The 23,365-nt window shown below is 71.9% G+C and carries 31 protein-coding genes; 22 read left to right on the top strand and 9 right to left on the bottom strand.

Annotated elements, in window-relative coordinates; translation table 11 throughout:
• Positions 1-41: 41 nt before the first annotated feature.
• Positions 42-1,157: an XRE family transcriptional regulator gene (locus ACFVNO_RS30040; protein ID WP_378897659.1), complete on the bottom strand. Its 1,116-nt coding sequence runs from the start codon at positions 1,155-1,157 to the stop codon at positions 42-44.
• 196 nt (positions 1,158-1,353) lie between these two features.
• Positions 1,354-1,695 (bottom strand): GntR family transcriptional regulator, encoded by a 342-nt coding sequence (locus tag ACFVNO_RS30035; protein WP_378897656.1) that lies wholly within the window; start codon positions 1,693-1,695, stop codon positions 1,354-1,356.
• 139 nt (positions 1,696-1,834) lie between these two features.
• Between ACFVNO_RS30035 and ACFVNO_RS30030 the strand changes: the two genes are divergently transcribed.
• The 22 genes from ACFVNO_RS30030 to ACFVNO_RS29925 all read left to right on the top strand — a co-directional run bounded on the left by ACFVNO_RS30030 (position 1,835) and on the right by ACFVNO_RS29925 (position 16,493).
• Positions 1,835-2,377 carry a hypothetical protein gene (locus ACFVNO_RS30030; protein WP_378897654.1) on the top strand — a complete coding sequence of 181 codons (543 nt, stop codon included), beginning with the start codon at positions 1,835-1,837 and terminating at the stop codon, positions 2,375-2,377.
• A 36-nt stretch (positions 2,378-2,413) separates the two neighbouring features.
• The gene (locus tag ACFVNO_RS30025) at positions 2,414-2,581 is read left to right on the top strand and encodes a hypothetical protein (RefSeq protein ID WP_378897651.1); all 168 of its coding nucleotides are present in this window, start codon (positions 2,414-2,416) and stop codon (positions 2,579-2,581) included.
• A 100-nt stretch (positions 2,582-2,681) separates the two neighbouring features.
• Positions 2,682-2,855, top strand: a complete 174-nt coding sequence (locus ACFVNO_RS30020; protein WP_378897648.1) for a hypothetical protein — start codon at positions 2,682-2,684, stop codon at positions 2,853-2,855.
• A gap of 94 nt (positions 2,856-2,949) precedes the next feature.
• Positions 2,950-3,240, top strand: a complete 291-nt coding sequence (locus ACFVNO_RS30015; RefSeq protein ID WP_378897645.1) for a hypothetical protein — start codon at positions 2,950-2,952, stop codon at positions 3,238-3,240.
• Complete coding sequence (locus ACFVNO_RS30010) at positions 3,237-3,407, top strand: hypothetical protein (RefSeq protein WP_378897642.1); 171 nt, start codon at positions 3,237-3,239, stop codon at positions 3,405-3,407. The genes ACFVNO_RS30015 and ACFVNO_RS30010 overlap by 4 nt, the downstream gene beginning before the upstream one ends.
• 222 nt (positions 3,408-3,629) lie before the next feature.
• A complete protein-coding gene (locus ACFVNO_RS30005) occupies positions 3,630-3,800 on the top strand; it encodes a hypothetical protein (protein WP_378897639.1) in 171 nt (56 codons plus the stop codon).
• Positions 3,797-4,879, top strand: coding sequence for a hypothetical protein (locus ACFVNO_RS30000; RefSeq protein WP_378897636.1), 1,083 nt, complete (start codon positions 3,797-3,799; stop codon positions 4,877-4,879). The genes ACFVNO_RS30005 and ACFVNO_RS30000 overlap by 4 nt, the downstream gene beginning before the upstream one ends.
• 381 nt (positions 4,880-5,260) lie before the next feature.
• The gene (locus tag ACFVNO_RS29995; protein ID WP_378897633.1) at positions 5,261-5,647 is read left to right on the top strand and encodes an RRQRL motif-containing zinc-binding protein; all 387 of its coding nucleotides are present in this window, start codon (positions 5,261-5,263) and stop codon (positions 5,645-5,647) included.
• 32 nt (positions 5,648-5,679) lie between these two features.
• Complete coding sequence (locus ACFVNO_RS29990) at positions 5,680-6,363, top strand: hypothetical protein (RefSeq protein WP_378897630.1); 684 nt, start codon at positions 5,680-5,682, stop codon at positions 6,361-6,363.
• Between the two features lie 32 nt (positions 6,364-6,395).
• Complete coding sequence (locus ACFVNO_RS29985) at positions 6,396-6,812, top strand: hypothetical protein (RefSeq protein ID WP_378897627.1); 417 nt, start codon at positions 6,396-6,398, stop codon at positions 6,810-6,812.
• A 3-nt stretch (positions 6,813-6,815) separates the two neighbouring features.
• Positions 6,816-7,553, top strand: coding sequence for a hypothetical protein (locus ACFVNO_RS29980; protein ID WP_378897624.1), 738 nt, complete (start codon positions 6,816-6,818; stop codon positions 7,551-7,553).
• Between the two features lie 67 nt (positions 7,554-7,620).
• Positions 7,621-7,974: a hypothetical protein gene (locus tag ACFVNO_RS29975; protein WP_378897619.1), complete on the top strand. Its 354-nt coding sequence runs from the start codon at positions 7,621-7,623 to the stop codon at positions 7,972-7,974.
• A 273-nt stretch (positions 7,975-8,247) separates the two neighbouring features.
• On the top strand, positions 8,248-10,458 hold the full coding sequence (locus ACFVNO_RS29970) for a hypothetical protein (protein ID WP_378897616.1): 2,211 nt from the start codon (positions 8,248-8,250) through the stop codon (positions 10,456-10,458).
• 276 nt (positions 10,459-10,734) lie between these two features.
• Positions 10,735-11,400, top strand: a complete 666-nt coding sequence (locus tag ACFVNO_RS29965; RefSeq protein ID WP_378897613.1) for a hypothetical protein — start codon at positions 10,735-10,737, stop codon at positions 11,398-11,400.
• Positions 11,401-11,474: 74 nt separating this feature from the next.
• On the top strand, positions 11,475-11,975 hold the full coding sequence (locus ACFVNO_RS29960; protein WP_378897611.1) for a hypothetical protein: 501 nt from the start codon (positions 11,475-11,477) through the stop codon (positions 11,973-11,975).
• Between the two features lie 88 nt (positions 11,976-12,063).
• Positions 12,064-12,882, top strand: coding sequence for a hypothetical protein (locus ACFVNO_RS29955; protein WP_378897608.1), 819 nt, complete (start codon positions 12,064-12,066; stop codon positions 12,880-12,882).
• Between the two features lie 145 nt (positions 12,883-13,027).
• Positions 13,028-14,194 carry a DNA polymerase III subunit beta gene (dnaN, locus tag ACFVNO_RS29950; RefSeq protein ID WP_378897605.1) on the top strand — a complete coding sequence of 389 codons (1,167 nt, stop codon included), beginning with the start codon at positions 13,028-13,030 and terminating at the stop codon, positions 14,192-14,194.
• A 136-nt stretch (positions 14,195-14,330) separates the two neighbouring features.
• Positions 14,331-14,930: an NUDIX domain-containing protein gene (locus ACFVNO_RS29945; RefSeq protein ID WP_378897602.1), complete on the top strand. Its 600-nt coding sequence runs from the start codon at positions 14,331-14,333 to the stop codon at positions 14,928-14,930.
• A gap of 76 nt (positions 14,931-15,006) precedes the next feature.
• Positions 15,007-15,411 (top strand): ATPase, encoded by a 405-nt coding sequence (locus ACFVNO_RS29940; RefSeq protein ID WP_378897599.1) that lies wholly within the window; start codon positions 15,007-15,009, stop codon positions 15,409-15,411.
• A complete protein-coding gene (locus ACFVNO_RS29935; RefSeq protein WP_378897596.1) occupies positions 15,408-15,959 on the top strand; it encodes a hypothetical protein in 552 nt (183 codons plus the stop codon). The genes ACFVNO_RS29940 and ACFVNO_RS29935 overlap by 4 nt, the downstream gene beginning before the upstream one ends.
• Positions 15,956-16,228, top strand: a complete 273-nt coding sequence (locus ACFVNO_RS29930) for a hypothetical protein (protein ID WP_378897593.1) — start codon at positions 15,956-15,958, stop codon at positions 16,226-16,228. The genes ACFVNO_RS29935 and ACFVNO_RS29930 overlap by 4 nt, the downstream gene beginning before the upstream one ends.
• Positions 16,200-16,493, top strand: coding sequence for an HIT family protein (locus ACFVNO_RS29925; protein ID WP_378897737.1), 294 nt, complete (start codon positions 16,200-16,202; stop codon positions 16,491-16,493). The genes ACFVNO_RS29930 and ACFVNO_RS29925 overlap by 29 nt, the downstream gene beginning before the upstream one ends.
• A 253-nt stretch (positions 16,494-16,746) precedes the next feature.
• On the opposite strand, the gene ACFVNO_RS29920 is transcribed toward ACFVNO_RS29925, so the two are convergent.
• From ACFVNO_RS29920 to ACFVNO_RS29890, 7 genes are all read right to left on the bottom strand, one after another.
• On the bottom strand, positions 16,747-17,856 hold the full coding sequence (locus tag ACFVNO_RS29920; protein WP_378897590.1) for a hypothetical protein: 1,110 nt from the start codon (positions 17,854-17,856) through the stop codon (positions 16,747-16,749).
• A 209-nt stretch (positions 17,857-18,065) separates the two neighbouring features.
• Entirely contained in the window at positions 18,066-18,254 is a 189-nt protein-coding gene (locus ACFVNO_RS29915; protein WP_378897587.1) for a hypothetical protein, read from the bottom strand.
• A 147-nt stretch (positions 18,255-18,401) separates the two neighbouring features.
• Positions 18,402-19,061, bottom strand: coding sequence for a recombinase family protein (locus ACFVNO_RS29910; protein WP_378897584.1), 660 nt, complete (start codon positions 19,059-19,061; stop codon positions 18,402-18,404).
• Positions 19,062-19,365: 304 nt separating this feature from the next.
• Complete coding sequence (locus ACFVNO_RS29905; protein ID WP_378897581.1) at positions 19,366-21,645, bottom strand: tetratricopeptide repeat protein; 2,280 nt, start codon at positions 21,643-21,645, stop codon at positions 19,366-19,368.
• A 2-nt stretch (positions 21,646-21,647) separates the two neighbouring features.
• Positions 21,648-22,142 (bottom strand): hypothetical protein, encoded by a 495-nt coding sequence (locus ACFVNO_RS29900; protein ID WP_378897578.1) that lies wholly within the window; start codon positions 22,140-22,142, stop codon positions 21,648-21,650.
• Positions 22,143-22,309: 167 nt separating this feature from the next.
• The gene (locus tag ACFVNO_RS29895) at positions 22,310-22,723 is read right to left on the bottom strand and encodes a hypothetical protein (RefSeq protein WP_378897575.1); all 414 of its coding nucleotides are present in this window, start codon (positions 22,721-22,723) and stop codon (positions 22,310-22,312) included.
• A gap of 160 nt (positions 22,724-22,883) precedes the next feature.
• On the bottom strand, positions 22,884-23,365 hold a 482-nt coding region (locus tag ACFVNO_RS29890; RefSeq protein WP_378897572.1), incomplete at its 5' end, for a tetratricopeptide repeat protein.

The raw sequence follows: 23,365 nt of genomic DNA, 5'->3' as shown, positions 1-23,365 counted from the left end.
CGCGCTGCGGTTACCTTCAGTCACACGCTGTTCGCTCGCCTCTATTGCTGAACGAGGGCGCGTAGTTCGGTGACGTACTCCTGGGCATCCGGCGAGTTGGGGTACTGCTCCAGCAACACACTGCCCAGCTCCTGGCCCACCATGACCAGCGACGGAATCGACTGACGCGTCCCTTCTAGCGCTCGCTGGCCGAAGTCCACAGCTGACTCCAGGTCGCCCGACCGCGCCGCGACCACGCCGCGCGTCACGTATGCCTCCGCTGCCCGCATTGGAGAGATCACCCGCCCGGACCAATCCACAGAACTCGCGATCACCTCCTCTGCGAGCGCGTCGGCCCGACGGTCATCCCCAGCACGACGCAGCACGTCCATGGCATAGAAGTCGTACTTGGCGGGGTCCACCACGAAGTGGTTGGACGGATCGGTTGGTGGAGGCAACATCTCCAGTAGCTCCCGGCCCCGGTCAAGCGAGACTTCGACCCGACGGCGGTCACCGATTCGGGCCCACGCTTTGGCCTGCTGGGCGTAGAGCTGAACACTTACCGATCGGTCGCCAGCGGCCTTGATGCCCGTTTCGGCTGCGGCTAGCACCGCCTGGTAGTCCCCGCGGGTGAGGGCGAACCAACAGGACATTTCATATGCCCAGCCGATCACGTTCGGGTCGTCGGACTCTGTGCCGAGTGCCAGCGCCGACCGCCTGGTCCTTTCGGCGCCCGAGGTGGCGCCGATGTCCTGCTCCAGGCATCCGACCAGGAGCGCCAGCATTCCCGCGAGGGACAAGATCTCCCTGTGCTGGGTGAGGCTCACCCCCATGTCGAGCATGTCCGCCAGTCGGGACAGCCAGGCTCGGGACTCGACTAGTAGTTGGCGGGCGTCGACCACCGGGTAGTCGGCACACAGCCTGTCCACGGTGAGCCGAAGGGCGTCCATAGTTGCGGTGTCGACTGAGGACCGTCGCAGGCGTGCGATCAGGTCTGGAGTATCTGCGGCCGGCGCCGCGGTCGCCATGATCTCGTGCGGAGACCGCGGCGCCGAGAACAGGGCACCAGAGACGGTGCCGAACAAGCTCGCGATGAGCTTTTGGTATTCCGGGCTGGGCAGTACGTGCCCGCCCTCCCAGCGCTTCCATTGCCTGAGCAGGGCTTCGTCGTCGGGCAACTCCCGAACGGTTTCAAAGCGAAGACGTCGGACGCACTCCTTCTGCGTCCACGTTCGTAGGTCTCGTTCTCGTCGGATGCGTCGTGCCCATGGTGTGGTCGTCATGCTCCAGACCTCTCACTCGCGGGGGCGGGTGTCTAGGTGACAGCTAGGTGACACGGCGCTGTCCCCTGGCTGCCTCTCGTGGCGCATCGGGCTATTGGGAGACCGTGGAGTCATGATCGAGACGCGCCCGCAACTCAGCCACCTCAGCCTCCAGAGCGGTAACCCGCTCGTGCAGGGACGGCTCCTTCTCCGGTGGCTCCGTGAGGAACCAGCCAACACCGTGGGTGGGGGCAGCACGACCCTGCTTTTGAAGTTCAGCCAAGGCGTTCCGCACAGTCATCGGTGCGACGTTGTGTTGCTCAGCCAGCTCGCGGGTCGAGGGCAAGCGATCGCCTACGACGAACTCGCCAGCAGAGATGCGGTTGAGCAAGTCATCGAGCACCCGGCGATATGGCTGGACCGGGGGCTTCGTGGGGTCGGTGGTGGTCGTCATGGGACCAGAGTACAGCAGATTACCTAGGTGATCCAGGAGTGATCTAGCTAAGTAGCTTGACATCCGTACTGATCTAGGTGACTATCAAGTCAGGCAGCACAGCTAGTCGCCACATAGCCACCATGGAGAGGAGCCCACGATGCCGTCGACGCTTTCGATCGCCGAGATCGCTCAGACCGCTCAGGTCACCCGCGCTGACGTGATCCGCGTGATCCGCGGCGGCGGCACCACCCAGGCCGACTGGCACATCGCCCGCACCATCGAGCAGCTCGGGGGCCGGCGGGCCGCGGACCTGATGTGGGGCCCGGAACGGATCCCGACCGAGACCCCCACCGAGACGAACCCCCACGCCTCCTATGACCCTGAGGTGCGGATCTACGCCGAGCCGACCGCCCCGGACGCCCCCCAGGCCGCCCTGCCGGACCACCTCCACGACGACGGCGAGGTCGACCCGCTGGAGGTCCGCGAGGCCCAGGCCGCGACGGTCCACGCCGACCTGGTCGACCTGACCGACGAGCCCGACACCGCCGAGCGCATCTACCGCCGGTGGGCCTCCCCGATCGACGCGGTCCACCAGGACGCCCGCCGCACGGTGCAGCAGCTGCTGCTCTCCCACCCCCGCACCCGCCGCCGCGCGGTGCACCGGGCCCGCCAGGCCCGCCACCTGGCGCTGGCCGCCTGACCAGCGCACCCGACATTCACCCGAGAGGGGACACCCATGCCCGATTTGATGCTGTCGCCGCTGGTCGCAGACCTGTGCGGCATCACGCTGGCTGATGCCGACCGTCTGGGCGGGATCACCGCCGGGGTGGAGGAGGCCGCCGCGATCATCCGCGAGCACGTCGCCGCTTGGTCGGCTGACACCGGGGCGATGACCGTCCGCTGACCCCGCCCCCTGGGGTGCCCGGACAGTACCGCCCGCGCGGTGGCGAGGTCCGGGGACCACCAGGGTCCAGCACTGCAAACCCCCTGATGAGGAGCACAGCATGGCCAGCCAGGACAACACCACCGGCAACGTCAACGACTCCACCGTCGCCCAGCTGCGCGACAACCACGGAATCCTCAACCTCGGTGGCAACAACTCCTTCTCCGGCACCACGGTCGTCGGCGACAACGTCACCGTGACCGTCACCGACAACACCAAGGGCAAGAAGAAGTAGCCGCTCACCCCATCTGACCTCATGAAACGAGCCCGCCCGGGACTGCACCCCGGGCGGGCTCCGCACATCCATCCACCGTGAATTGGAGCAACGAATGTACGAGATCCAGCCTACCCTCCGCCCGGTCGCCGCCCCGGTGATGCGCGGCTGCCGGGCCTGCGACTGGCAGGTCTGGTCCGACTCCGCCGTGGTGGCGGAGCTGGAGCAGGCCGCCCACCGGGTGTCCGAGCACGCGACGCTGCCCGAGCGGCTGCGGATCCAGCGCCTGGTCACCGAGTACCGGGAGCTGCTGGGGCCGCTGTCCGAGCGGCTGCTGGTCCTGGCCGTGGACCACGTCCTGGACCGGCCCGCCCCGCTGGCCGCCGGAGAGGGGGCCGCGGCATGACGCGCGACCCCATGCACCTGGCGGGCCTGGCCTTGATGCTCCTGGTCCTGGGCGTGCTCGCCTACGAGGTCGCGGTGCTGGCGACCGTGGTCGTCGCCCTGGTCCTGGTCGACGACGACGAGGTCGATGACGTCCTGGAGGACGGGACGGGGGTGGACCGGTGCTGAGCTTCCTGTCCTGGGCCCCGGGTGTGGGCTATATGCACTGCGGGACCGAGATGAGCTGGGAGGCCCTGCGGGCCTCCTACGTGTGCGGTGTCTGCGGGGCGATGCGCTGATGACCGACCTGGAGTTCCACCTGGAGAACTGCTCGGCGTGCGCGAAGGGCCTGGAATGCCTGACGCGCCGGATGCTCGGCGGCCTGGTGGCCCGCGTGCGGGGGTGGTTGCGGTGATCGGCACCGTCCTGGCCCTGGGCGGGCTCGCCCTGGTCTGCGGCACCACGGGGGTGCTGCTGGCCCTGGCCGGCCCCAGCGTCTACACCGACCGCCCGCTCCCCACCCCCCGTCTCCGGCCCCGATTCCGTTTCTTCCGACGTGCCCTGAGGAGGGCTGACCGATGAACACGACCTCGAACCCGACCGGGCCGCGCACGCGGCCCCTGCTCATCGCCGCCGCGATCCCCTCGGTGCTGTCCCTGGCGTGGACGGCCTGGTCGGTGGCGGACATGATCCCCGCCCCGCTGCCGGTGGCGCTGGCCGCCGGGATCGCCCTGGACGTCGCGCTGGTCGCGGCCGTGGCGATCGCGTGGGTGGCACCGGCCATCGCCCGCGGCGCCCAGGTCGCCTCCTGGGTCATCGCCGCCGTGGCCGCGGCCGCGATCGCGATCCACTCCTGGGGCATCAGCCCGGCGCTGGCGCTGATGGCCGCCGTCCCGCTCATCAGCAAGGCCCTGTGGCACCTGGCCCTGTCGGCGAAGGCCGCCGGAGAGGCCGCGGCCGCCGAGGCCGCCGCCCGGGAGGCGGAGCGGCAGGAGGCCGAGCGGCAGGAGGCCGACCGCAAGGCCCAGCGCCTGTCCACGGCCCTGTCCGAGGACGAGGAGGCCGAGCTGGCCGACCTGGAGCGCCAGGCCGCCTACATCCAGGCCAAGGCCGACAAGCAGGTCGCCCTGGAGGAGGCCAAGGCCAAGGCGGCGCAGCGGCTGCGCCTGGCGGAGATCGACCGCGACGCGGAGATGCAGATGGCCACCGACGAGGCCACCGCGAAGATCTACGTGCGCCGCGCCGAGCTGGCCCACCGCATCCGCCTGGCCGAGCCCGTCTACACCGCGACCGAGATCGGCGCCGGCACCCGCGTCCCGGACGACCCCTCCGGCCTGGACGGCCTCCCGCCCGCCAGTGGTGGGGTTCCGGTGGCCGGGTTCGGGTTCCCGCAGAGGCCCAGCCCCGCGCGGGGCGCCTCCCCCGCTGACCTGCGGGTGCCCCCCGGCGCCTCCCCGGCCGCCTCCCCCCGCGCCCCCCAGGGGGCGCAGGTGCTCAGCGGCCCCGAGCGGCTGCTGGCCTACGTCACCCAGGCGGGCCCGGAGGCCACGGTCAAGGGCGCCGCCCGGGAGATGGGCGTGGACCCGCGCACCATCCGCCGGTGGCGGTCGGACCTGGCCCAGGCCGGGCACGACGTGTCCGCCCTGGGCGGGCAGGGCTGACCCGCCCGCCCCGATGAGGGGGCACCCGCCCTGACCTGCGGATGCCCCCTCCCCGCACCGATCGCGCCCCCTGGGGGCGCCTCCCCGCCTTCGGCGGGTGAGCAGGCCTGCCCCGCCCCGTCCTGGCGGGGCGGGTCTGCTCACCACTCCGAGGTCGGGCGCGCGAGACCGCCGATGCCACCGGGAGTAGCTCCCGGGCGAGTCGGAGGCCGCAGACGCCCGCCACCACCCCCTGTCCGCCCCCCGACCTGCAAGAGGAGGAGCCGATTCACCACCGATTCCATCCATCCCGCGCCCCGCCCCCTGGGTGGTGCGCACCCCGCGGCCGGGCCGCCGTCCACCACGGACGGCGGCCCGCCCCACACCCCCCGAAGGAGGGACGTGACCAGCAAGTTTCTCGACCGGGACGGGTCCCGCTACGGGATCCCGACCTACCCCCGCCACCTGGCCCCGGCCGGGCTGGCGACCCGCTACCAGCTCCGCGCCCTGGGCCTTCGCCCCGGCGGCCAGGAGCCCGCCGCCCAGCTCATGTGGCGCTCGCGCGCCGGCGGGAGCCGGGACGGCGTCCGGGTGGCGTGGCTCTACCACGTTCACCTGGCCCTGCCGGTGCGGCCGATGACCCCCGCGAAGGAGTGGGCGCTGGCCCGCGCCCTGCTGGCGCGGCACACCTGCGCTTCCTGCGGGCTGGTCCACGAGTACTGCCTGCCCACCAGCACTGGGCGCACCTGCCCGCCGGGCACCGGATGCGCCGCCGCTGCGGCGGCCTGACCTGCACACACACGCACAGATGGGAGGGGCCGATGGTCCCGCCGAACACCACCACCGGCCGCGCTCCCGGGCGCGGCCGCCGTCCCGAGGATGCACCCACCCCGCCCTGGGGACAGCCGGCCGCGTCCCGCACCGAGGCCGCCCCGGCGCCCGAACCGGCCGTCCCGGCGGGTCCGGCCGGGCTGCCCGAGGCGCTGGCGGCCGCGGTCCTGGGGCCCCAGGCCCCGCCCACGGCGAAGCCAACGGCCCAGGCCACGGCTCCCGCGCCCCGCACCGAGCAGCCCGCCGCACCCGCCCCGGAGCGGGACCAGGGCGCCACGCCGCAGGCCTCGGAGGAGGCCACCACCAGCACCGATGCCCCCGACACCCCACCTGAGACCACCACGGAGGAGACGGCGTTGGTCGCCGTGACCGAGAGCCGCAGCGCGGCCGACGCCGACCGCGCGATCCGCTGGCTGGGCGTGACGTTCCGGCCGCCGGACGTGTGGCGCGAGCGCCAGCCCTCCCTGAAGGAGGAGTGGGACTTCGTGCTCAAGGGCGACCACCTGCCCGAGTCCGACCTGTGGCGGGCCGCCGCGCGGGGCTACGCCGCCCCCGCGATCGCGGTCATCACCGCCCTGCACTTCCTGATCTGGGTGCTGCGGTCCCCGGCCCGCCACGCCACCGCCTGGGCGGTCCTGGCCCTGGTCGCCGGATCCGCCGTTCTCATGCTCTGACCTGCACACACCTCACCTGAAAGGAGTTCTCCATGTTCACCATCGGCGCCGCGCTGTGCCTGGCCCTGTTCTGGTTCCTGCGCAAGAAGGCCCACTGGCTGATCAGCGGCTTCTTCGCCGTCTTCGGCGGGGCCCTGTTCGCCTTCAGCTTCCTCGGGGGCTGGGCCACCAACCTGATCCTGTGGGTGCTCGGGTTCGCCCTGGGCCTGTTCCCCGAGCCCATCTCGGCCGGGAGCGTCCTGGCCGCCATCGCCGTGTTCTTCCTGGTCATGGTCGCCATCGACGTCTGGCGCGACCGCAAGCTGGACGAGCACGGCCAGTGGGCGGCGATCTGCCTGCCGGTCGTGCTGCTGGCCGCCGGCGGGTCCGTGGGCGGGGTCGGCGGCGGCGTCGTCTCCTCCCTCGCGGCCGCCGGAACGTCGATCTTCGGCCCGCTGCTGGGGTGGTGACCTGTGGAGATGCTGATCCTGGCCGCCCTGGCCGCGATGTGGTGCAAGAACGTCGCGCTCGACTTCGGGGCGCTGGCCACCGGCAAGACCCCGCCCAGCCACGCCTACCGGATGGCGAAGCTGCGGGAGAAGGCCGCACGTGAGCGCCGCCGCCAGCTCTCCGACCCGGACATGCGGGGCGGGCTGAAGATGGTGGCCCGCCACTGCTGGCTGGACGCCTGCGAGGACCTGGACACCTGGCGGGCCAACCGGCGCGCCACCAAGCCCGAGCGCAAAGCCGCACGTCAGGCACGGCGTCAGGCCCGGGAGGGGTTCACGGCGCGGTGGGGGTGGCGCCCCTCGGACCCGATGCCCGAGGACGTGATCGACGCCGAGATCGTCGACGAGACCACCCGGTTCACCCCCGACGCCCCGCCGCCCGGGGCCGCCGGCGGCTCCGGCGTCCCCGGGGCCGCCCGGCGCACCGCCCGCACCACGACCACGACGACGACCACGTCGTCCACGGTCACCGAGGAGAGCACCGCCCCGGGCTCGGATGTCGTGCTGCTCACCCCCGACGAGGAGACGGTGCGGCCGCCGCTGCCGCACCGGCGCATGGTCCTGATGACCATGCTCGCCAGCGCGGGGTTCGCGCCCGATGTCGAGGCCATCGGCCGGATGGGCGAGGAGGAGGTCGACGGCGCGATCACCGCGCTCATCGCCCACGAGCGGGCCACCCGCGGCGCCGCTCACACCCCCTGACCAGTACCGATTCCCCGGGGCCGGACCACCGTGGTCCGGCCCCTTGCCCACCTGGAGAGGAACACCCATGAGCACGCAGATCGGCACCGGCAACGCCGTGGCCACCAACACCCATTCCACGCTGCGCTACTCCGACGCCTCCGGTTTGGACGCCCACGCCCAGACCATCACCGGCGTCGGGTCCCTGGTCCAGCAGGCCAACCAGATGCTGGAGATCGTCGAAGCGCAGATGCGCGCCGCCGACATGGGCGAGACGGTCACCAGCGAGCTGGCGGTGCTGCGGGACCTGGGCACCGCCTACATCACCCAGGCCATCAAGGCCCGCGCCGTCCTGGAACAGGTGAACCGCCAGGTGCAGGAGGCCTACGAGGCGTCCCGCGGCGAGGCCGCCGACAAGGCCTACCAGCTCGGCGGCCGGTAGCCGCAGGGCTGTTCCCGGGCCGCCCCCGAGTGCGGGGGCGGCCCCCTCTTCACCCGTTTTCGGTGACGGAACGTGATGAGGCATCGGTGAGACGTTCTCTCACGATGTCTCATGACGTTCGCCCCCGAACGCGAAGAATCAACCGATTCTCGGTGAGGCAAACCCCCGCCGCAGACCCCGGAACCGGGCTCCCGGCGGGGGTGAGGCAACGGCACAACCCGCCCCGGACCCCGGGCGCGGGCACGCACAGTGACCGATGAGAGGAGGGCCGTCGTGGCCCGCAAGTCGAAGAAGAACCCCCCGACGACCGCCCCGACGGGCCCGATCCCGGGGACCGCCTCCCTGCCGCCCGAGGTGCTGGCCGCCCTCGGGCAGCCCGTGCCCCAGCCCGAGCCGCGCACCCTGCGACACGAGGGCGTGGGCGCGGTCATCGCCGCCGGATGGAAGATGGCGTTCAAGCCCGGCGAGGGCTCGCTCCGGCGGCACATGGCCGCCCAGTTCTACCCCTGGAAGGTCGGCGGCGTGGTCCTGGCCGCCGGTGTGGTCGCCGCCCGTGCCGCGACGGTGTCGGGAACCCACGCCATGCTGCTGGCGCTGGCGACGGGCGCCGGCGCGTGGGCGGCCTTGAAGGTGCTGTCCACCGTCAAGGCCCGCCAGCTCAAGGCGACCCGACTGGCGTCGGAGTGGGCCGAGATCGATCCCGCCCACGCCCGCGTGTGCGCCTGGGCGGCCGGGCTGTGGCTGGTCGCGGTCATCCTGCTCCAGCCCGCCACGCTCACCGCCTGGTGGTGGGCGGGCCTGGTCGGCCTGCTGGCCCTGCTCGCCCTGGGCAGCCGGTTCTGGGCGCACCACCGCATCCCCCGGGTCCTGGCCGCGGTCGACGAAGCCGTCGCGCCGCCCCCGCCGCCGGGGGAGCACGCGATCGCCCGCAAGTGGCGCACCCGCGTCGGCAACGCCTCGGGTGCGCTGCCCGGCACCAAGATCACCGACCTGGCGGAGGAGTCCTACGGGGTGCGCGGGCGCCTGCACCTGGTGCCCGGGCGGCAGACCATCACCTCGGTGCGCGCCGCGATCGGCTACATCGCCACCGCCCTGGGGGTCTCGGAAGCGGACGTGCTCATCGAGCAGGTCGAGCCCACCGAGGACGACCCCAAGCCCGACTCCTCGATCCTGGACATCAAGGTCGTCACCGTCGGCATGCTCACCAAGCGGGTACCGCTGGAAGGGGACCGCCTGGTGGTGGACGGCGACGACGTGTCGATCCGGATGGGCCCCTACGCCGACGGCGACGGCGAGGCCCTGTGGCGCCTGTACACCACCGACTCCATCTGGGGCGGGTTCGTCGCCGGGTCCACCGGGTCGGGCAAGTCGGGGCTGATCGACGCCCTGGCCCTGGGCATCTGGCAGACGAAGAACACGGTCATCATCTACCTGGACCCCAAGAACGGCGGGTCGAGTCCGCGGATCTTCGACCGGGCGCACTGGGCGGTGGGCAAGGACCCCAAGACGTGGGAGGCCATCATCGACGGGCTGATCGAGGTGATCGAGGCCCGCGGCCTGGAGAACTCCGCCCGGCTCAAGGTCTCGGGGTTCACCCCCACCTACCGGCGTCCCGGGATCGTGGTGATCGTGGACGAGTGCCACGTCGTCATCACCCCCAAGAACGCCGAGAAGCTGGGCCGGATCGGCCGGGAAGGGCGCGCCGCCGGAGTCCAGGCCATCTACGCCTCCCAGATCTACGGGCTGCAGACCTTCGCCGGCGACGACGCGGTCCGCTCTTCGGCCACCGCGGGGAACACCGTCGCCTTGAGGGTCTCCCGCAACCAGTCCAGCATGATCGCCGACATCCCGCTGGACCCGTCCACGCTGCCCAAGATCACCGGCGTGGGTCTGGTCGACTCCGGTCGCGAGGCCCCGTTCAAGGCCGCCTGGGCGCCGTCGGAGGCCACGGCGGCGCTGATGGACGCCGCCCTGGAGCACGTGCCCACCGAGCTGGACCCGCTCGCGGCGGGGGCGTTCGACGCCGGATCGGGCGGCCTGTACAGCCGCCGCCACGAGATCGCCACCCAGCAGGTCGAGCGGGCCGAGGAGCGGCTGCGCGCCTACGAGGCCGGCCGGGTCCCCGCGGCCCGGGCGGCGGAGGACACCGAGGTGGCCCTGCCCAACATCACCGGGCCGACCCTGTTCGAGATCCCCTCCATCGACCCGGCGCTGCTGAGCGACACCGACCTGGGGCTGGGCATCCTCGCCGAGGCGGGCCGCGACCCGCACGAGCAGCTGCTCGCGACGTGGTCCGGGGCGGCCCGCGCGGTCCTGCAGGCCCTGATCGAGCACGGGTCGCTGCGCCGCGGTGAGATCGAACAGCACGTGATGGAGGCCGAGCAGTGCTCGCGGGCCACGGTCGCCCGCGCGATGGAGGACCTGGCCGAGTCCGGGGTCATCGAGGCCCTGCCCAAGCGCAAGGGCTGGCAGCTCGCCGCCTGAGGCGACGCTCCGTCACCACCGGGCCGGGTGAGGCAACCACCGCGTTGCCTCACCCGGTTTCCGACCCAGCGCGAAGAATCACCCGATTCTCGGTGAAGCAAACCCCCGTCCCAGACCCGCAAATCCGGGTTCTGGGGCGGGGTGAGGCAACGACACAACCCGCCCCAGAACCCCGGCAAGGTCACACACTGTCGCCGATTCGGGGAAAGGCGCCCGGCGCCGGCGGGCGGCCCCGCACGCTGAGAACCCGCCCGACCCCGAGCAGAGGAGCCTGCCATGCCCGACCCGCACCCGCCCCTGGAGGGCATCGTGTCCGCGATCCACGCCGTCCTGGCCGAACCCGGGGTGCGCTCCCGCCTCACGGGCGAAGGGGGCCACGTCATCGAGTTCACCGAGACCGCCTTGGTGGCGTTCGTGGCCGGCCAGCGCGCCGCCGCCTGGGAGGCCGCCCTGGCCACCACGGCCCCCGCAGGAGAGGACGCCGGCGACCGTGAGTTCGCCAGCGTCGCCAGCACTGTGGAACAGGCCGTGGTGGACCTGCTCCGCGAGGGCCCCCGTTCCCGCGGGGAGATCGACCAGGCCGTCATGGACCAGGCCGGGTGCGCCCGCGCCACGGTCTCCCGGGCCCTGGACTCCCTGACCCGCCGCGGCACGGTGGCACCACTGCCCCGTCGCAAGGGGTGGCGGCTGGTAACTGCCTCGCCGACGATCGGCCTTCTGGCTCGAGCCAGGAACGCGATCACGTCCAACGGCGACACCCGCATGCACACCAAGGCCCTCGCTCAGGCGCTGGGCATGCCCGTGGCCCCCATGCAGGAAGAGTTGCGCGCCGCCGGGGTGGGACCGCTCCGGCGGGCGTTCACCCGGGGCGGCGAGGAGGCCCGGGGCTACGACCTGGCCGACATCGACGCCGCGATCGCCGCCCACGCCGAGACCGCCTGACCCTCGCTGCTCGCCGACCACCGGCGGCCGCCCCGAGCAGGGGCGGCCGCCGTCTTTCGTGAAGGAGCACCACCTTGACCACCGCGTTCATCGCCTTGTTCGTCGGACACCACGTCGGCGACCACTGGGCGCAAACCGATCACCAGGCCACCACCAAGGGCGAACACGGCGGGGCCGGACGGAGGGCGTGCGCCGCCCACGTGGCCACGCTGACCCTGTGCCAGATGGTGGCGCTGGCCCTGGTCGCCGTGGCCGAAGGCGGCTTCGCCCCCGTGCAGGCCGCTATGGGCCTGGCCGTGGGAGCCGCCAGCCACTACTGGTGCGACCGGCGCACGACCCTGGAGGGCCTGGCCCACCTGATGGGCAAGCACGGCTACTACACGCGCGGCGGCGCGGCGCACCTGGACTACGCCTTCCACATCGCGTTCCTGCTGCCGTGCGCCCTGATCATCACCGAGCCCGACCTGGCGGCCGCGGCCGCGCTGGCCGGACTGTGCCTGGTGGGCCTCGGTATCGCCGACCAGGCTTCTCGCCTCGGCTGGGCCGAGGCCCGCAAGGCCGCCACCACGTCCTGACCGGCCGGTGCCTCTGTCCGCCCCGCCCCCGCGGGGCCGGCGGGGGGACCGCCCGGTCCACCCCACCCCCTCGAAGGAGAGAGACACGATGAGGACCGCCTACGACACCGCCACCGCCGCCTTCTACCGGTGCGAGCAGACCGCCTCGCGCCGCTGGCGGGAGGCGCACCGCGCCCTGCTGGGCGTTCGCCGCGACGCCGTCAGCGCGTTCACCGCCCGCCACCGGGACCTGCTGGGTGAGGGCGGGTACCTGTGGGACAGCATCGTCCACGGCTGGGTGATCGTCGCTCCCGCCCGCCCGGCCGGGTGCCGCCCCCACCCCCACGCCGTCCGCCCGACGGACGGGCTGGCGTGGCTGCCCGACCGGCGCACCCGCACCGGGCGCATGCTCCACGACCAGATCACCGGCCTCCCCGCCTTCGAGTACCGGGCCGTCCTCGAAGCCGCCCCGTACCCCGGCGGCATGCCGTTCATCCACGACGACGGGGTGGGGCGGATGGCGCCCTACCGGGCCGTGGTGGACGACGTGGTCCACCTGTGCTGGCCCGCCCCGGTGCCCGGCCTGGACCCGGCGGTGTGGACGCAGATCACCCGTGCCGAGTACGAGGCCGCGGTCGCTGAGGAGGCCCACCGGGAGCGGGTGCGCAACCTCGGGTGCGCCATCTCCGCGTTGGACTGGGTGCGCGAGACCTCCGACGTGCCCGACCTGGTCGCCGCTCTGCAGGAGGCCGCGGTGGCGGCCGTGCGGGCCCGTACCGGCGACCACTCCGGGATCAGCCTGGTGGGCGAGGCCCTGCTGCGGGCCCGTGACGCCCTCGGGGAGCACCGGCACGGGTTCACCCCGGCCCAGGTCGCGCTGCCCCGCGTCGAGGCCGAAGTCGCGGCGCTGCACGCCCTGGCCGCCTGACCGTGCGCTGACTCTGGCCACCCCGCCCCCGCGGCGGGGTGGCCGGGGGGACCGCACGGCCCACGAACACAAGACGGCCCGCCCAATTCCACCAAGAACCCGGGCGGGCCGATCACTCCCCCGATGACGAAGGAGCACTTCCAGTATGTCCGCTGCGACCGCGACCCGCGCCACCACCCTGACCGCGTCGGCCGGCCACCTGGCCGACCGGATCGGCTGGGTGGCCACCCACACCCCGACCATCTGCACCGTCCCGGTGCTGGCCGGTGTCCACCTGGCCATCACCCCCGACGGGACGGTGGCCACGACCGGCGACTACGACACCTGGGCCCGCGCCGACCTGGACATCGACGCCGACGGCGACGCCCAGGTCGTCCTTCCCGCCAAGTTGTTCGCGTCCCTGCTGGCCACCCTGCCGCGCACCCTGATGGTCACCCTGGCCATCAGCGGCGACCGGGTGACGGTGTCCTGCGGCGCCACCAACGCGAGCATCCGCACCCTGCCCGCCGAGGACTTCCCCACCCTGGCGGCCTGGCCCGACGCGATCGGCACCATGGCCGCGGCGGACCTGGCCGAGGCCACCCGCCAGGTCGTCGACGCCGCCGACACCGACTCCTCCTACCCGGGCATGTGCGGGATCGAGCTGACCCTGTCCGAGACCGGGCTCATGGCCACGGCCACCGACCGGTACCGGTTCGCGCTGGCCACCGCCCCCTGGACACCCGTCCTGGCCAACGACGACCAGGAGCACAAGGCGCTGGTGCCCGCCGTCCTGCTCAACCAGGCGGCCAAGGCCATGGCCAAGACCGGAGACAGCGTGGGGATCGGCCTGGCCACGGGGGAGGGCACCGCGGACGTGCTGGCCCTGTACGGGGACGGCCTGCGGCTGTGCACCCGCCTCATCAGCGCCGAGTCCATCGGCTGGGACCGCGCCCGAGGGCTCATCCCGGACACGGCCACCGAGGTCTGCGTGGCCACCGCCGTCCTGGCCGACGCCATCAAGCGGGTGGGCCTGTTCGCCGCGCGCGGCACGGCGGTGCGGATCACCATCACCCCCGGCGGCCTGGTGGTCAGCGCCGGAGCCGACGACGAGAGCGCCGCCTCGGAGAAGGTCGACGCCCAGGTCGACACCGACCAGGACGAGATCAAGCTCGCGGTCCGCCCGGACTACCTGCTGCTCGCGCTGACCACCCCGCGCTGCGAGCGGATGCGTCTGTCGATCGGCGGTGCGACCAAGCCGCTGCTGGTGCGCACCGACGACGACGAGGAGACCGGCTACATGCACATCGTGATGCCGATCCGCCAGCCCTGACCCGGGCGGTGCCTCTGCCCGCCCCGCACGCCGCGGGGCCGGCGGGGGGACCACCCGGTCCACCCCATGAAGCGGCCCGCCCCGATTCGACCAAGGACCAGGGGCGGGCCGCACTCCAGAACGGAGCACACCCATTATGACCAGCACGTTCACCACCACGACCGGCGGCCGCACCCTCAAGCGGTGCTGCGGCACCTCCGTCGGCGTCCTGATCACCTCCCCCGACGGGCTCGTCATGGTCACCCGCGGGTGGTGGCCCCGAGGAACCGCCCCCGTGGCCGGGCACGTCAAGGACGAGCACACCAGCGTGGCCGACGCCCTGGTCGCCGAGGTGCGGGAGGAAGTGGGCCTGACGGTGGTCGGGGAGCCGAGGACGCGGTGGCTGGGCCACCTGCCCAACCTCTGCGCCAGCCTCCCCGCCCTGCCCCGGCCGGGGCACGAGTGGGAGGTGGTCGAGGTGACCGCCGAGGGTGAGATCGCCCCGGCCCCGGGGGAGACCCGGGGAGCCCGCGTCTACTCCTGGGAGGAGGTCGCCGACCTGGCGGCTACGACCCTGGACCACTACCGGGCGGGCGGCGCCCCCGACACCCAGCCGCACGCCTCCCTGGAGGCCGTCTGGCTCCGGATCCTGTGGGGGGTCGGGTACCTGCCGTGGCTCACCCAGGACGACCTGGACCTGGCCGAGACCGCTTACGCCACGCCGCCCGGCGAGTACTGGCTCGGCGGACGCCCCTGACACCCACGGCCCGATCCGCTCCGGTGGCCGCCCCTCCCCCAGGGGGCGGCCACCGTGTTCTTCAAGGAGAATCTGCATGCAGCACCAACCTTTCCCGCCCCTGGTCAAGATCGTCAGCTTCGGGTTCCTGCACTCCGCTCCGCCGCCCGAGGCGCACGCGGTCTTCGACCTGCGCACCCACTTCCGCGACCCCCACGTGGACCCGGCCTTCCGCCAGCTCACCAGCGTCGACCCCCGGGTGCGCGAGCACGTCCTGGCGACCCCGGGCATCGGCGCGCTGGTCGACGCGATCACCGCGGCCGCGCTCGCGATGGCCTCCGGACCGGCCCGCGCCGACGTGGTGATCGCAATCGGGTGCGCTGGCGGGAGGCACCGGGCACCGACCGTGGCCCGCGAGGTCGCTGAGCGCCTGGAGGAGCGCGAGGACGTCGACATCGAGCTGGACACCCGCCACCTGACCCGCCCGGTGGTGGAACGGTGAGCATGATGGACACCTACACCACCTACTACCACCGGCCTGACGAGTCCCTGGAGATGCCGCAGCACGCCGACGCCGCCCCTGGTGAGGACCTACCCGCCCTGGATCTGACCTCTACCGCTCGCCGTCTGCTGGGGGCGATCCGCGCCAGCGGCCTGCCCTGGGACCTGACGGTGGCCGAGAGGTCCAGCGGCGGCCCGGCCGTGGACCTACGGGTGCACCACCTGACCGGCCGGTGGTCCATCACCCGTTGGGCCTGGCACCGGCGGCGCATCACCTTCCAGCCGCACATGAGCCCGGCCGCGGCTCACCGGCGCCTGCCCGCCGCCATCGCCGACGACCGGCGCGAGTACCGGTGCGGCACCTGTCAGGGCTGGTCGCGGTGGACGCGGGGCCGCACCCACCAGGGCACCAGCCCGGATTGCGAACTGTGGTGGACCACCGGCCGGGCGCTGCCCCGGGCCCGGGTGGCGCGGGTGATCGTTTGCCCGCGCTGCGACACCGCAGCCGTGGTCGATGACTGCCAGACCCGCGAGGGAGTGGACCAGTGACCACTGAGATCGACACCGCCCTGGGGGACCTGATGATCGGGGAGAAGGTCACGGTCGACACCCGCGCGTCCACCGTCACCGGCCGGGTGGCCGAGGTCGGCGACCACTCGATCTGGCTCTACGGCCACGACCACGAGGACACCCGCCACGACCGGCCCTGGCGGGCGCCGCGGCGGTCCGTGGTCGGTCTGGAACGGCTGGACCCGCCCACCGGGTGGACGCGCCCCGAAGTCGACCGGGCTGTGGGACACCCGGCGGTGGTCCGGTGAAGGCGCCCTGGCCATTCGCCCGCTCAACCCGGTCACCGACCAGCACCTGCTGGTCATCCCGGTGCGGCACGTGGCCACCGCAGCCACGGACCCGCACCTGACCGGGCGGGTGGCCTCCTACGCGGCCGCCCTGGTCGCCGACGCCCGATGGCAGGCCAACCTGATCGCGAATGTGGGGCCGGCCGCGTCGGCCACGGTCGCCCACCTGCACTGGCATGTGGTGCCCAGGCGGCCGGGCGATGGTCTCGCGCTCCCGTGGACCTGATCCGCACACCCTGAAGCCCCGGACTCCGGTACTCCCGGAGTCCGGGGCTTCTCGCGTTTTCCGGCCGGTTGCGGCCGTGGCCCCTGGCGGCCACCGGGGCCTGCCCGCCTGAGGTCGCGCCCCGGTCACGACAGCCCCCGCACCCAGGCCGCCACCGAGCCCTGGTAGCCCCTATGGTCGCCCACACCTGACCTGCACATCACAAAGCCCCTCGCACCCCGACCGTTCCGGAGCGCGAGGGGCTTTTCGTGTTTTAGAAGGGTCCCTCGGCGTTTCCGTACTCCTCGCCTTGCACCCCACCAAGGAGTTCCCTGAAGAACTCGCTCAACATGGTTTCCGCTGCCTTGGCGTTGCTGAACTCCGCACCGCCGAACCGGTACACCTCATAGCCCTGGAGGCGGATACGCCGGTCTTCACGCACCATCTCTGCGTACAGGTCCGGCGCTGGCACTCCATCACGCGAGTAGTGCTGCCTGCCGTCCAGCTCCAGGACATACCGGCGGCCGCCCGGGGCGAGCAGCAAGAAGTCCATGCGCTGGCGTGGAAGAACCTGACCCTCCACCCGCTGGATCCTCTGCTGTTGGGTGAGCGGGTCGAAGTGGAGGTACACCTGCGGCAGCAGGGCAGGAGAGGCGTCGAATCCCTTGTTCAGGGAGAGCCGCCAGTAGAAGTCCAGCATCATCCGCTCGGGCTCGTTCTTCCTCAGGGATCGCAGGAGACAGTCCCGAAGCGTGGTGCGCAGCGCCTCTTTGGGAAGGGCGTAGTTACCGTCCTGGTGCCTCCACCAGTCAAGGAGTGCGCCCCAGGTGAGTCCCTGGGGGCCGACCGGGCGGTCGTACAGCAGGCAGTGCTGCTTGTTCTTCGTGATCTCGATGGTTCCCGCTGTCACGTCGCGCCAGACGATCTCCGGCTTGTATTCGGCGGCGAAGATGAGGTTGCGCAGTTCGCCGCGCAGGCCTCGAAGCCCACCCCCGCCGTGGAGTCGGTCGCGCCGTTCCAAGGCCTCTCGTGCAGGTGCGAACACCAGTGTCAAGTCGGTGTTGAGCCCGTTGTTGTTGGCCGTGCAGAAGGACACGTAGCCGTGCTTGTCGTGGAACGGTGGCTTGAACTCGATCCCCAACCGCCAGAGCACAGCCGTGAGGCATCGGATGACCGCACCGGTGTCAGGGTTGTCCAGGAGCCCGTCGTGCTCTGGATGCAGGGGCAAGTCGTCGATCAGCAGGTAGAGGAGGGCGTGAGCGACGTCGTCATCGTTGATGTCGGTGGCCAGTCCTCGCCTGACCTCATTGATGAGCCTGTGGTTCAGCTTCTTGAACCAGTAGCTGCCCTCTCGGTTCATCTCGAACAGGTCGTCTTGGCGCATGCTCTCCTCCTTCAGCAGACATGGGGACGGTCGTGCGGTGCATGACGCCAAGAGCGTTGTCTGTCAGATGCGTCGATCCCGGCTCGATAGATCTGGCATACAGCATCCTTCGGACAGGGCAGGCAGGTACCGACCCGAAAGGCTCCGCACCCCAAGCCGGGCTGCCGGTAAGGAGCGTGTCACCAGGTGACAAGTAGCTCGCGAGTAACTTAACTCCCGCGAGGCTGCCGGGGCTCGGGGCGGCCCGAGAGCCAGCGCAGGACCCGGAACGCCCGGGTGCTGTGCCGGTCGCTGCCGTACAGGGCCGTGCCCAGCAGCACGGCCGCGACCGCGGCTCCCACCGCGATCACGGCGGCGGCCGCGAACCGGCCGGCCGCGGAGCGGTTGATGATGTTCATAGGGGGACAACTACCTACCCCTACCTCAAAGGACATCTATAAGTCACAGGGACTTACAGAGTGTGATGATGCTAGGCGGGGTTGGGACTTGACAGCGGGGGGTGTTCTCTTGAACGCCCGGCAATAGGACAAGTAACCCGTGAGTACCTACGGCGCTTGGATCGCGGTCCGGCCACCGGACAGCTCCGGAACGTGCTTGTACAGGGTCGACCGGGACACGCCCAGCAGGCGGGCGATGGAGGCCACCGAGTTGTCGGGGCGCTCCAGAAGGTCGCGGGCGTGGCGGATCTGCTCCGGCGTCATAGCCGGGGGGCGGCCCAGGCGCTTGCCCGCGGCGCGGGCGGCGTCCAGGCCCTCCTTGGTGCCCTCCACGATGAGTTCGCGGATGAACTCAGCCAAGGCGGCGAAGACGTGGAACACCAGGCGGCCGCCGGGAGTGGTGGTGTCCAGGGCCTCGTGCAGGGACCGGAAACCCACCCCGGCGCGACGCAGGTCCGAGACCAGGGTGATGAGGTCGGCCAGGGAGCGGGCGAGCCGGTCCAGGGAGGCCACCACCAGGGTGTCGCCGGGCCGCAGGTAGGCCAGGCACGCTTTCAGCTCGGGGCGCTGGGCGTCGCGGCCGGACTTCTTGTCGGCGAAGACCTTGGCGCACCCGGCCGCTTCCAGGGCGCGGAGCTGGCGGTCGAGCTTCTGGTCGCGGGTGGAGACCCGGGCGTAGCCGACCAGCGCCCCGCCGCCGGCCGGGGCCGGTTCGGGGGCGAGCGGATCGTCGGGCAGAGCAAGTGCCGGGGCGGGGGTGGTGTCCATCCCCCGAGTGTACGAAAAACGGTATCCCCGGACTAGATGAACGCCAGGAGTTTCCAACACGTTTTTCCGACACTCTTAGAGGCCGTTTCGCGCCCTTGGGCAGTGCTCCGGCGGGGTGTCCGAGAAACGATCGTTAGTTGGACACCCGCGGCGGCGGTACACCTGGCCGCCTGTTTCACGGAGAGTGCTGTGGCCAAGACCCGGACCGGTCCTGCCTGGAGGTCGTCCGGGAGCGCCTCCGCCGGAGCACTTCCTCTTGGAAGGCTCGTTTTCAGAAGTGCGAGCTCAAAAAAAGGGGGTGGGCTCAGGACGCTTCCTCATCCAGCTCTTCCTCACCTGCGGTACGGGCCTTGTCCAACGCCTCGCGGGCCTGCTCGTGCCGGTGGGGGTCGTTCGTTGACGCCAGCAGCTGCACCGCCTCCTCCAGCACTGGTACGGCCCGGCTGGGGGAACCGGACCGGTGGTGCACCAGACCCAGCTCGTAGCAGGCACGCCCCTGGGAGTGCCGGTCGCCGGCCTGGCCAAAGAAGGCCACCGCCCGCTCCAGGGCGTGGACCGCCTCCGCCCAACGCTCAAGCCCGCCCAGCGCGATACCCACCCCCGCGCTGGCGTTCTCCGCAGAATGCTCATCGCGCGTCTGTTGGTGCAGGTCGCAGGCGCGGGTGTGGGCGTTGATCGCCTCGTCGAACCGGCGCCCCTCGCCCAGGGCACTGCCGAGGTTGTTCCACGCCGCCGCCTCGCCGTGGGTGTTGCCGTGCTGTTGGTGCAGGTCGCGGGCGCGGGTGTGGGCGTTGATCGCCTCGTCGAACCGGCACACCTGGCGCAGGGCGGCGCCGAGGTTGTTCCACGCCATCGCCTCGCCGTGGGCATCGCTCGCCTGTTGGTAGAGGTCGCGGGCGCGGGTGTGGGCGTTGATCGCCTCGTCGAACCGGCGCCCCTCGCCCAGGGCACTGCCGAGGTTGTTCCACGCCATCGCCTCGCCGTGGGCATCGCCCGCCTGTTGGAAGAGGTCGCGGGCGCGGGTGTGGGCGTTGATCGCCTTGTCGAACCGGCGCACCTGGCGCAGGGCGGCGCCGAGGTTGTTCCACGCCCCTGCCTGATTCAGTCGGTCACCGATGCGCTGGGCTGTGTCCAGGGCCAGACGGGTGATGGTGATCTGGTCGTGGAAGAGCCGCCGCCGGTCGAGGTACCGGCCCAGGCCAAGCGGCAACAGGATGGCAGCCCGGACATGGCCGATGCGGTGGGCGGTGTGGGCGGCGTTGATCAGCACCGCCCGCTCGGCGTCCAACCACTCCCACGCTTGCCCTTGGCCGGTGAAGGTATCCGGCACGGGCCGGCCCGGCAACGCCCGCAGGTGTTGTCCGGCGTCGGTGACCCGATCGGTGTAGTGGTCGAGCAGGCGGCGCTGCGCGCGGGCGTATCGGGCCGGGGGTTTGGGGCCGGCCAGGGTGGCGGCGTAGGCGGCGACCAGGTCGTGCATCGACCACCGCCCCCGGGAGGCGGTGACCAGGTGGGAGGCGGCCAGGCCGCGCAGGCGCACCAGCACCTCGCGCTCGTCCGCGCCCACCAGAACCGCGGCCGCTGTGGTGGAGATGTCCGGGCCTGGGGCCAGCCCCAACAGAGCGAGCAACTCCTTCTGCTCGCCCGGCAGCCGGGCGGTGGAGGAGGCGAACACCGCCTGGAGTTCCCGGCGCTGGTCTGCGAAGTGGGCGATGCGGTCGGCGCCCTGGGTGAGGGTGTGGGCGAGCTCGTCCGCCTCCAGGTCGGGGGCGTTCTTCAACTGCCCGGCCGCGATGCGCAGCGCCAAAGGCAGCCCCGCACACGCCCCCGCCAGGCTGGTGAGACCTTGCAGGTCGTGGATGCGCTCGTCGTCGGAGTCGGCCAGGCGCAGATCGGCCACCAACACCTGGAAGGCCTCCTCGTCGGCGAGCGTGCCCACAGCCACCTGCCGTGCGGCCAGCGCGCCCAGGCGCTCGCGGGAGGTGACCAGCAGCCGGTGCCCGCCCGGCCCGGGGACCAGGGGGCCGACCTGGTCGGGGTGGGAGGCGTTGTCGGCCACCACCAGCACCGGGCCACCGCCCTCGTCGGCTCGGGCCTGCAGGGTGGCCCGGTACAGGCCCGCCCGAGCCTCCTCATCCTCGGGAATGGTGTCCGCCTCGACCCCCAGCGACACCAGCAGCGCCTGCAGGGCCCGGTGGGCGTCGACCGGGGTGGTGTAGCCGCGCAGGTCCACGAACAGCGCCCGGGAGAAGACCTTGTCCCGCACCGCCTGGTGGGCGCTGGCCAGCGCCAGCTGGGTTTTGCCGATCCCGCCCATCCCGGCCGCGACCACCACCGGCGCGCTGCCGTCCTGTTCGGGGTCCAGGGCGTCTTTCAGGCGGTCCAGGTCGCTTGCACGGCCGGTGAACCCGGCCTCCACCGGGGGCAGGTCCGCGACCAGCGAGGCCGCACCCCGGGCATCCGCGTCCACGGGCGCATGGAAGTGGTTGTGCTGCACCCCGACCGCGTCGCGGGCCGCGGCGGCCTCGGGCTGGTGCACATACGTCGAGGCCTTGGGCCGAGCCTTCTTTTTCTTCTTGGGCACCCTCAGCGCTCCTGGTCGGAGTCGCGGCCGTCGCGGTGGTTGTTCTGCACCCCGATCACGTCCCGTCCCGCCCGGATGTGGGACTGCTCGACGTGGTCGCCGCCGTAGGTGGTGTTACCGACCCCGTCGTGGACCGTGTGGGCCTGCACGGCGGTGCCGGTGACGTTGCCGGTGATGGTGTTGGACACCCGCGGCTGTACGTCGTCGGTGTTCAGCCGGCCCAGGATCTCGCGCATCGGCGCGGCCGTCTCGGGGTTGGCGCGCACCAGGCGGCGCAGCTTGGCCTTCCACTCACCGATCGCCTCCCCGACCAGGGCGGGGTCCTGGACCACCTCGGTGCGGGAGCGCTCCAACTCCGCAGCGGCCACGTGGGCGGCTTTGGCGAACAGGGCGGAGAGCTCCTCCCGGACCGGTGCCCACTCCTGGTCGCGGGTGGCCATGACCCGGACCAGGGCGGTAGCGGTCTGCTCCACCAGTTCTGCGCTGTCGTCGGCCACGATGGCACCCGCCCTTTCACCCGCCCTCCGCGGAAGGGGCCGGGAGGGAACATGTGGATAAGACACGCTAACCCCCTGCGGAGTTGCCCATCGGTGTTTCCAGGGACTGAGACTGACAGGCGTCGTGGAGCGAGTGTGCCCGACAGAAGGGCCGGGGGCGGGGGCGTTCAGGGGTGTTCGTGGCCGGGCCCGGTATCGGGGCGGTAGTGGTGTTCCTCATGCTTGCCGGTGACCGGGCCGTGAAAGGTCCCGCCGGAGAAGTCGATGTGGTCCGCACTGTGGTGGGTGGTGTTGCCGACCCCGCCGTGGATGGTGTGGGCTTGGACCGAGGTCCCCGTAACATCACCGGTGAGCGTGTTCGTCACACCCCCGGTCGCAGCCGGGGCCGGGCCGGAGGGCGCCGGCCACAGGCTCACCGCCAGCGTCGCCGCGGCCATCGCGGCCGAGGCGATACCGGCGACCTGGTTGAGCTCGTCCAGCCCCCACCCCAGGTCAGGGAACAGGCGGGGGGCCACCCAGAAGCCGAACAGCACCAGCGCGAGCACACCCAGGGCCAGCGCCCAGATCCTTCTACGTCCCATACCGGCGATTGTTCCCTCCCTGCCGGTGCGGGGACAGGGTTCTGCCGGAAAAGGCTATATCCGACCCTCCCGCACCTGGCCCCTGATACGGCCCACTTATCGCGAGCCAGAAACCGTCTAAACCAGCAGTGGACGAGCACGACCGATATCCCGGCCGCGCTCACTCAGCACCCCCCATCTCCCGGGCCTGCCGGAGCCAGCCTTCGGCCTCCTCCAGCCGGCCCATCTCCCGCAACAGGAAACCGAGGGGGGCCATCGCGTTGGTGTCGCCTTGGTCGGCAGCCTGCCGAAGCCAGCCTTCGGCCTCCTCCAGCCGGCCCATCTCCCGCAACAGGAAACCGAGGACGACCATCGCGTTGGTGTTGCCTTGGTCGGCAGCCTGCCGGAGCCAGTCTTCGGCTTCTTCCGCCCGGTCCGTCTCCTGCAGCAGGATCCCGAGGGAGACCATCGCGTTGGTGTTGCCTTGGTCGGCAGCCTGCCGAAGCCAGTCTTCGGCCTCCTCCAGCTGCCCCGTCTCCTGCAGCAGGATCCCGAGGGAGACCATCAGGTTGGTGTTGCCTTGGTCGACGGCCTGCCGAAGCCAGTCTTCGGCCTCCTCCAGCCGGCCCGTCTCCTGCAGCAGGAAACCGAGGAAGGCCATCG

The organism is Nocardiopsis sp. NPDC057823 (assembly GCF_042797335.1).
Taxonomy (GTDB): domain Bacteria; phylum Actinomycetota; class Actinomycetes; order Streptosporangiales; family Streptosporangiaceae; genus Nocardiopsis; species Nocardiopsis changdeensis.
The sequence above is the reverse complement of the archived record's forward strand: the minus strand, read 5'-3'. Positions and strand labels throughout refer to the sequence as shown.

What these genes read in the sequence shown, in the direction of transcription:
- ACFVNO_RS30010 (WP_378897642.1), top strand. Translation starts at nt 3,237, where the DNA reads ATGACGCGCGACCCCATGCACCTGGCGGGCCTGGCCTTGATGCTCCTG.
- ACFVNO_RS30035 (WP_378897656.1), bottom strand. Translation starts at nt 1,695, where the DNA reads ATGACGACCACCACCGACCCCACGAAGCCCCCGGTCCAGCCATATCGC.
- ACFVNO_RS29985 (WP_378897627.1), top strand. Translation starts at nt 6,396, where the DNA reads ATGTTCACCATCGGCGCCGCGCTGTGCCTGGCCCTGTTCTGGTTCCTG.
- ACFVNO_RS29895 (WP_378897575.1), bottom strand. Translation starts at nt 22,723, where the DNA reads ATGGGACGTAGAAGGATCTGGGCGCTGGCCCTGGGTGTGCTCGCGCTG.
- dnaN (WP_378897605.1), top strand. Translation starts at nt 13,028, where the DNA reads ATGTCCGCTGCGACCGCGACCCGCGCCACCACCCTGACCGCGTCGGCC.
- ACFVNO_RS30025 (WP_378897651.1), top strand. Translation starts at nt 2,414, where the DNA reads ATGCCCGATTTGATGCTGTCGCCGCTGGTCGCAGACCTGTGCGGCATC.
- ACFVNO_RS29915 (WP_378897587.1), bottom strand. Translation starts at nt 18,254, where the DNA reads ATGAACATCATCAACCGCTCCGCGGCCGGCCGGTTCGCGGCCGCCGCC.
- ACFVNO_RS29945 (WP_378897602.1), top strand. Translation starts at nt 14,331, where the DNA reads ATGACCAGCACGTTCACCACCACGACCGGCGGCCGCACCCTCAAGCGG.
- ACFVNO_RS29940 (WP_378897599.1), top strand. Translation starts at nt 15,007, where the DNA reads ATGCAGCACCAACCTTTCCCGCCCCTGGTCAAGATCGTCAGCTTCGGG.
- ACFVNO_RS29990 (WP_378897630.1), top strand. Translation starts at nt 5,680, where the DNA reads ATGGTCCCGCCGAACACCACCACCGGCCGCGCTCCCGGGCGCGGCCGC.
- ACFVNO_RS30020 (WP_378897648.1), top strand. Translation starts at nt 2,682, where the DNA reads ATGGCCAGCCAGGACAACACCACCGGCAACGTCAACGACTCCACCGTC.
- ACFVNO_RS29920 (WP_378897590.1), bottom strand. Translation starts at nt 17,856, where the DNA reads ATGCGCCAAGACGACCTGTTCGAGATGAACCGAGAGGGCAGCTACTGG.
- ACFVNO_RS29965 (WP_378897613.1), top strand. Translation starts at nt 10,735, where the DNA reads ATGCCCGACCCGCACCCGCCCCTGGAGGGCATCGTGTCCGCGATCCAC.
- ACFVNO_RS29975 (WP_378897619.1), top strand. Translation starts at nt 7,621, where the DNA reads ATGAGCACGCAGATCGGCACCGGCAACGCCGTGGCCACCAACACCCAT.
- ACFVNO_RS30000 (WP_378897636.1), top strand. Translation starts at nt 3,797, where the DNA reads ATGAACACGACCTCGAACCCGACCGGGCCGCGCACGCGGCCCCTGCTC.
- ACFVNO_RS30030 (WP_378897654.1), top strand. Translation starts at nt 1,835, where the DNA reads ATGCCGTCGACGCTTTCGATCGCCGAGATCGCTCAGACCGCTCAGGTC.
- ACFVNO_RS29910 (WP_378897584.1), bottom strand. Translation starts at nt 19,061, where the DNA reads ATGGACACCACCCCCGCCCCGGCACTTGCTCTGCCCGACGATCCGCTC.
- ACFVNO_RS29955 (WP_378897608.1), top strand. Translation starts at nt 12,064, where the DNA reads ATGAGGACCGCCTACGACACCGCCACCGCCGCCTTCTACCGGTGCGAG.
- ACFVNO_RS30015 (WP_378897645.1), top strand. Translation starts at nt 2,950, where the DNA reads ATGTACGAGATCCAGCCTACCCTCCGCCCGGTCGCCGCCCCGGTGATG.